This is a genomic window from Clostridia bacterium, assembly GCA_012840125.1.
Lineage (GTDB): Bacteria > Bacillota > DULZ01 > DULZ01 > DULZ01 > DULZ01.
The window spans coordinates 1-5,564 of sequence record DULZ01000064.1 but is presented as its reverse complement, the minus strand read 5'-3'; the positions used below and the strand labels follow the sequence as shown (position 1 = coordinate 5,564).

At 50.3% G+C, this 5,564-nt stretch carries 7 protein-coding genes; all 7 read left to right on the top strand.

The annotated features are described in order from the left end of the window. The first annotated feature begins 169 nt into the window (after positions 1-169). The 7 genes from ruvC to GXX34_08010 all read left to right on the top strand — a co-directional run bounded on the left by ruvC (position 170) and on the right by GXX34_08010 (position 5,518). Positions 170-670, top strand: coding sequence for a crossover junction endodeoxyribonuclease RuvC (ruvC, locus tag GXX34_08040; protein HHW07459.1), 501 nt, complete (start codon positions 170-172; stop codon positions 668-670). Positions 671-697: 27 nt separating this feature from the next. Then, positions 698-1,309, top strand: coding sequence for a Holliday junction branch migration protein RuvA (gene ruvA, locus GXX34_08035; protein ID HHW07458.1), 612 nt, complete (start codon positions 698-700; stop codon positions 1,307-1,309). A gap of 4 nt (positions 1,310-1,313) precedes the next feature. Further along, positions 1,314-2,360: a Holliday junction branch migration DNA helicase RuvB gene (gene ruvB / locus GXX34_08030; protein ID HHW07457.1), complete on the top strand. Its 1,047-nt coding sequence runs from the start codon at positions 1,314-1,316 to the stop codon at positions 2,358-2,360. Between the two features lie 53 nt (positions 2,361-2,413). Further along, complete coding sequence (gene tatC, locus GXX34_08025; protein HHW07456.1) at positions 2,414-3,187, top strand: twin-arginine translocase subunit TatC; 774 nt, start codon at positions 2,414-2,416, stop codon at positions 3,185-3,187. 11 nt (positions 3,188-3,198) lie between these two features. After that, positions 3,199-3,792, top strand: coding sequence for a molybdenum cofactor guanylyltransferase (locus GXX34_08020; GenBank protein HHW07455.1), 594 nt, complete (start codon positions 3,199-3,201; stop codon positions 3,790-3,792). A 15-nt stretch (positions 3,793-3,807) separates the two neighbouring features. Beyond that, on the top strand, positions 3,808-4,029 hold the full coding sequence (locus GXX34_08015; protein HHW07454.1) for a DUF2905 domain-containing protein: 222 nt from the start codon (positions 3,808-3,810) through the stop codon (positions 4,027-4,029). Positions 4,030-4,114: 85 nt separating this feature from the next. Continuing rightward, the gene (locus GXX34_08010; GenBank protein HHW07453.1) at positions 4,115-5,518 is read left to right on the top strand and encodes a SpoIID/LytB domain-containing protein; all 1,404 of its coding nucleotides are present in this window, start codon (positions 4,115-4,117) and stop codon (positions 5,516-5,518) included. Positions 5,519-5,564: the final 46 nt, after the last annotated feature.

The window sequence follows — 5,564 nt, the reverse complement described above, 5'->3', positions numbered from 1 at the left end:
GATGAATACCAATCTTAGTGTTGACATGGTTTAAGAGGGAGCCATATCCCGATTAAGCCATGTTTTTTTGTCTTTGGCCGGACTGGGCCCGAGGTCCGGGCACAAACATGTCCATTTACCTTGCAGGGGATGACTTTTACATGTAGAATACTAACGAGAGGTGAGCCTTGTGAGGATAATGGGCATAGATCCGGGCACCGCCACCGTGGGATTCGGTATCATCGACAGCAGCGGCCAATCCAATTACCGGCTTGTGGATTACGGCTGTATTCGTACCTCCCCGAAAGACAGCGGGCCGGAGAGGCTGAAGCAGATTTTTGATTTAATCTTAGAGCTTATCCGGGATTTCCGGCCTGAATGCCTGGTGGTAGAAGAGTTGTTCTTCAATAAGAATACCAAGACAGCCCTGACGGTGGGCCAGGCCAGAGGTGTGATCTTGCTGGCCGGTGTGGAGAAAGGGCTGCCCATTTTTGAATATACCCCGCTGCAGGTGAAACAGGCCGTAGTAGGCTATGGGCGAGCCGAAAAAAGGCAGGTCCAGGAGATGGTGCGGCTGTTGCTGAAACTGGAGCAATTACCTGCCCCGGATGATGCCGCTGATGCACTGGCGCTAGCCATCTGCCATGCCCATGCTCATAAGATGAATAGGTTGTTGTCTCATTATTGTTAACTGCGTGTGTTAAAGGAAGAGACAGGCATGATAGGTTATTTACAAGGTATCTTGCAAGAGATAGAAGGGGAAAGCATCCTGATTAACGTCGGAGGTGTTGGCTACCAGGTACTGCTTCCCGCCAATGCCCTGATCTCCCTGCCTGCCGTCGGGAGTAAAATAGAGTTGTACACCCATTTGGAGGTGCGGGAGGACAGCGTTGCTTTGTACGGTTTTGTAAACAAAGAAGACCTCCAACTGTATAAGAAACTGCTTACCATTTCAGGTATCGGGCCGAAAGGAGCTTTAAATATCATCGGTTCCATCGACCAGAACCGTTTCGTTTATTCCATCATAAACGAGGATCTCAACTATTTGACCAAGCTGCCCGGTGTGGGGAAGAAAACGGCGCAGCGGTTGATCCTGGAATTAAAGGATAAGCTGTCCTGCCCGGCAGACGCGGCTTTCCGGCCACCCGGGACAGAAGAACAGGGGGCTAACATTTCTGATGCCATTTTAGGATTGCAAAGTCTAGGCTATCAAAAACAGGAAGTATGGCCCTTTTTAACTAGAGGACTGGAGGTGCTGGGGCGGGAGGCTTCCCCCCAGGAACTGATTCGTTTTGTGCTGAAAGAGACAGCAAAGGCCAGGAGGGGGTAGCGCTTTGGAGGAGAGGCTGGTAACATCCGAGCACACAGTTTTGGACAGTGACATAGAAAGCAGCTTGCGACCGAAAACTCTAGAGGATTATATCGGCCAGGCGAAGGTGAAAGAAAGCCTGTCTATTTTTATCCAGGCAGCCAAGCAAAGAGGAGAGGCGTTGGATCATTTATTGTTGTACGGCCCCCCCGGTTTAGGTAAAACTACCTTAGCGAATATTGTGGCTAATGAAATGGGAGCCCAAATCAAGATTACTTCCGGGCCGGCCATTGAACGGGCCGGAGATTTGGCTGCGATCGTGACTAACCTGGAAGAAGGAGATGTTCTGTTTATTGATGAGATCCATCGCTTAAACCGCCAGGTGGAGGAAGTGCTGTATCCTGCCATGGAAGATTTTGTAATAGACATCGTGCTGGGCAAAGGTCCGAGTGCCAGGAGCATTAGATTGGACCTGCCCCGTTTTACTTTAATCGGCGCCACGACGAGAGCCGGTTTGCTCACGTCTCCTTTAAGAGACCGGTTTGGCTTAATCAGCAAACTCGAATTCTATTCTCCGGTTGAACTAAAAGAAATCGTCTTGCGTTCAGCTTCCATTCTAAATATGCAAATTGAAGAAGAAGGCGCTTATGAAATTGCTTGCCGCTCCAGGGGCACTCCCAGGATCGCCAACCGCTTGCTCAAGCGGGTCAGGGACTTCGCCCAGGTCATGGCCGACGGCCTGGTTACCAAGGAAGTGGCAAGGGAGGCGTTGACGATGATGGAAATCGATGAGCAGGGGCTGGACAAAACGGACAGACAGATGCTGATCACCATCATTCACAAGTTTGGCGGGGGCCCGGTGGGACTGGATACGCTGGCGGCTACCATCGGGGAAGAGCCGGATACGGTGGAGGATGTATACGAACCTTACCTGCTCCAGCAAGGGTTCCTGCACCGGACTGCCCGCGGCCGGATAGTGACGCCTCATACTTACCGCTATTTTGGGCTGCCGGTACCTGACCGGGCAGAGGGGCAGATGGTTTTGGATGATTATCTTAAAGAACAAGCATGAAATGATGATGCTACTGGCGGCAGTTAGGAGAGGATATGATGGATGATAAAAACATGTCCATAGTGGAGCATTTGACAGAGCTGCGCAAGGTGTTAATTGTAAGTCTGGTGGCTATTTTGCTCGGCTCATTCGTCAGCTTCTTTTTATGGGGAGATTTCTTACTGGGTTTTCTTACCGCTCCCCTAGAGGATTACAATGTTCCCCTAGTATATATCTCCATGACGGAGGCTTTTCTCACCAAAGTGAAGATTTCCGTAGTGGCAGGGGTTGTACTGGTTTCTCCCGTTGTTTTTTGGCAGGTGTGGAGCTTTATTGTGCCTGCTCTGCACCCCAATGAAAAGCGCATTATCATCACTCTGTTTCCGATCTCATTGATCCTTTTTGTCTCAGGTGTGCTCTTTGCGTTTTTCGTGGTTTTTAAATTCGTTACCAATTTTCTGCTGCTGGTAGCCGGGGAAGGCCTGGAAGCCATGATCTCGGTGAGCCGGTACGTTTCCTTTCTGCTGACGTTCCTGCTCCCCTTCGGTTTCATGTTCCAGCTGCCATTGGTGGTGCTGTTTTTGACCAGGTTAGGTTTCCTTACGACGGCCAGCTTAGTAAAAAATAGAAAATATGTTGTGTTTGCCAGTTTTGTCATAGGAGCCGTGTTGACGCCCCCGGATGTGATCTCCCAAGTATTCATGGCCGGTACTCTTATCCTTCTATATGAGGGGAGTATTCTGGTTTCACGTTTGGTCAAGCCAAAGGTCATTGATTATGAGGATGACCTGGTCTCCCAGGAAGCGGCGGCTGAAAGTTTTGTTCAGCCCAGCCAAAAATCCGAATGAGGTGCAAGGAATTGAATGCATCAATTATTATTCTGGCCGGGGGAAAAAGCTCTCGCATGAAACGAGATAAGGCTTTTGTTACCGTCGGCAACCAGCCGTTAATTGAAAGGATCATAGACAAAGTCAAGAATGATTTCCAAGAAATCATCGTCGTGACCAACAGGCCCGGGGCATATGATTACTTACAGGTGAAAGTCGTTAGCGATCTTATACCCGGCCTGGGACCTTTATCCGGTATGCATGCCGGACTCATCTGCAGTACATCAAATTACAATTTGGTTGTAGCTTGCGATATGCCCTTTGTCAGTACACAGCTGGCTTCTTTGATGCTGGAAGAAGCACCGGGCTATGATGTCGTTGCTGTCAGGACCGCCGACGGGTTACAGCCGTTACATGGGATCTACGGCAAAGACTGCATCCCCGTCATTGAAACGGCATTAAAGGGGGAGGCAAGGAAGATCACCCACATCTATCCTTATCTGAACGTTAAAGTCATCGAGGCGGAAAAGCTCGCGGCCTGGGGTATTACCGGGGAAGTGTTTTTCAATGTCAATACCCCGGAGGATTTGGAACGGGCGAATTCTATAGTTGGGAAGCTAGATTAAGAAGAGGTGAGCTCCATGAACCCTGGCGATGTTTTTGGCAAAATGCTGATCTATATCGGTATTGGCATCGCTTGTCTAGGTTTACTCATCTGGGGCATGAGTCGCATCCTGCCTTTAGGCAGGTTGCCGGGGGATATCTTTGTCCAAAGAGAAGGATTGACAGTCTATTTTCCTATTGTGACTTGTATTATTCTGAGCGTTATTCTCACCGTTCTATTGAATCTTTTTAGACGCTAGTTTGGTAGTTTTGTGAAGGACTTTGGGATCCTTTGTCGAAAAAAGTTCTGTATTTGATGTCATCTTTGGGGAGAGGAGTAGTTCCTTGCGGTTTTTTCGATGGGTATCCATGTTCTTCCTGTTTTTTGTGATGCTCTTGGGATTAGCCCCGGCAGCCGGCGCGGATGATGCCGTCAGGGTGCTTTTGAAGCAAGAATATAGCAGCGCCGGGTTTCTTGTGGTGCAGGGAGATTATGAATTGATCGACAGCGGTACCGGTTTGAGGCTGGCTGATCCTTTGCCGGGAGAGCGTTGGATGGTTTTCCGGGCCGGAAACACTCTTAAGCTGCAGCGGGAAGGAGAACCCGGCAGTATTGCCGTCTCCGGTGGTGTGCTCCTCCGAGCCGGAGAAGCAGGGGACCCCCTGTTCAGTTTTGAGAACAAGCGATACCGGGGCAGTCTACATATTGTGGATGCCGGCCAGAGCTTATTGGTGATTAACCTTCTACCGGTAGAAGAATACTTGTACGGGGTGCTGCCGCAGGAAATGCCGGCTTCCTTTCCTTTGGAAGCCTTAAAGGCTCAGGCCGTAGTATCTCGTACATATGTGCTGGGTCGCACCGGTGCTTCCCTTTACTATGATGTGACCGCCGGGACGCGAGATCAAGTTTATGGGGGGTATGAAGCTGAACTGGTGCCCGGTGGTGACAAGATTAGACAAGCCGTAGATGAGACTAGAGGCTTGAGAATCTATTATGACGGGGCACTCATTGAAGCCGTGTTTCACGCCAATGCCGGTGGCTATACGGCGGACAGTGCGAAGGTATGGGGCGGCGAACGTCCTTACCTAAAACCCGTTCCGTCTCCCTTTGATGCTTACGCATTGGAGTTTTCCCAGCAGTTCGCCTTAGATTGGCCGGTGAACACTTACCAATGGACAAAGAGTTTTACCATCAATGAGCTGCAGCAACAGATCGCCAATTGGAACAGCCTGAACCCGGGCGAAGCCATTCAAGTAGGTCGGGTCATTTCCTTGACACCCTACGGGGACGAGGTACCGGGAGATGCCCCCGGTTTACAGCGGGTTTACCAGTTGGAAATTGCCGGAACCGAGGGCACCGTTCTTCTTTCAGGGGAAAAAGCCGGGTCAGTTTTTGGGCTGAACAGCACTTTATATTCCGTTGAATTTGGTGCTTCCCCGGCTGTGTTCGACGGCCGGGAAGTGCAGAACCTGACCGGCGGCAGTATCCCGTTAGCCGTGGTGACTCGGGAAGGCGTCAGGCCTGTTTCCTTGAATCACGAATTATATGTGAAAGGTTATGAGACCACGGCGCGGCTGGCCACGGGAGCCGATCAAATATCTTTTCGAGGGAGAGGCTTTGGCCATGGGGTTGGTATGAGCCAGTGGGGCGCGGCGGGCATGGCCGCGGCAGGGTATAATTTCCAGGAGATCATCGAACACTATTATAACCAGGGGAAATTTGACGGAAGACTGACTATCAGTGAATGAGGTACCATGCTAACCAGGGAATTTGACTATGACTTACCAAAAGAAT